This window comes from Nocardioides sp. Root240 (genome assembly GCF_001428825.1).
Classification (GTDB): Bacteria; Actinomycetota; Actinomycetes; order Propionibacteriales; family Nocardioidaceae; genus Nocardioides.
This window is the reverse complement of record NZ_LMIT01000006.1, coordinates 1-1342: the sequence shown is the minus strand read 5'-3', so window position 1 is coordinate 1342 and position 1342 is coordinate 1. Positions and strand designations below refer to the sequence as shown.

At 65.3% G+C, this 1342-nt stretch carries 1 protein-coding gene; it reads left to right on the top strand.

Going from position 1 to position 1342, the window contains the following annotated elements; translation table 11 throughout:
- Nucleotides 1-52: 52 nt before the first annotated feature.
- Nucleotides 53-1342 (top strand): IS3 family transposase gene (locus ASE20_RS08010; protein ID WP_225868986.1). Its coding sequence is split into 2 segments (ribosomal slippage), with 1291 coding nucleotides annotated over them: nucleotides 53-332 and nucleotides 332-1342; the frame shifts between segments, so codons are not numbered across the junction. This gene is flagged as partial in the annotation.

Genomic DNA, 1342 nt, shown 5'->3' with positions numbered 1-1342 from the left:
GTGAATCGCCCCGGGTCTGATGGAGGCTCTCAATCCATGGAGGATGAGAGTCATGGCAGCACCGAGGAAGTACGGCGACGAGTTGCGTGAGCGCGCGACCCGGATGGCAGTAGAGCTCAGGCAGGACCCCGCGACCAGGGCGGGTGCGATCCCGCGAGTGGCGGGCCAGCTCGGCATGCATCCTGAGACCTTGCGCAACTGGGTCCGCCAAGCCGAGATCGACGGCGGGGTTCGTCCGGGCACCACGACCAGCGACGCGCAGCGTCTGGCCGAGCTCGAGCAGGAGGTCCGTGAGCTGCGTCGGGCCAACCACATCTTGAAGACATCGGCGGCTTTCTTCGCGGCGGAGCTCGACCGCCCCACCAGCAGGTAGTGGCCTATATCGACGCTCATCGCCACGACGTGGTCGATGGGCGTGAGGTCGGGGTCGAGCCGATCTGCGCTGTGCTGAAGAACGCCGGCGTGCAGATTGCCCCGAGCAGCTACTACGCCGCCAAGACCAGGCCGTCGTCGGCACGAGCGATCCGTGACGCCGAACTGGTTGAGGACATCAAGGTCGCGCACAAGGCCAACCTGGGTGTCTATGGCGCGAGGAAGGTCCACGCCGAGCTCAACCGCGAAGGCATCACCGTGGCCCGGTGCACCATCGAGCGGCTCATGCGTGCCGAGGGACTGCGTGGCATCCCACGCGAGAAGTCCCGCAAGACCACCATCGGTGACGGTGCTGAGACCGAACGCCCCGAGGATCTGGTGAAGCGGAAGTTCGTCGCGAGCGCACCGAACCAGCTCTGGGTAGCCGACCTGACCTACGTCAGAACGCATGCCGGTTGGACCTACGTCGCGTTCGTCCTGGACGTCTACTCGCGGATGATCGTGGGCTGGCAGGTGTCCACGTCGCTACGCACCGATCTGGCGCTGGATGCCCTCGACATGGGCCTGTGGAACCGGCAGCGAGCCGGCCGCGACGTCACCGGTCTGACGCATCATTCGGACAGGGGCGTTCAATATCGTGCGATTCGATACACCGAGCGGTTGGCCGAGGCGGAGGCCGTCGCATCGGTCGGTTCCAAGGGCGATTCGTATGACAACGCGATGGCCGAAGCGTTGAACTCGCTGTTCAAGGCCGAGTGCATCCGCAACCCGGTCATGCGTCCCAAGGGCGGTTGGAAGAACGTCGGCGATGTCGAGATCGCCGTGGCCGAGTACGTCGACTGGTTCAACCACCGGCGCCTTCACGGAGAGATCGGCCTCGTCCCACCCGCGGAGTTCGAAGCCAGCCACTGGGCCAACAACACCGTCACCGACTACGTTGAAACACCCGTCCCGACCGGGGCTGGTTCCA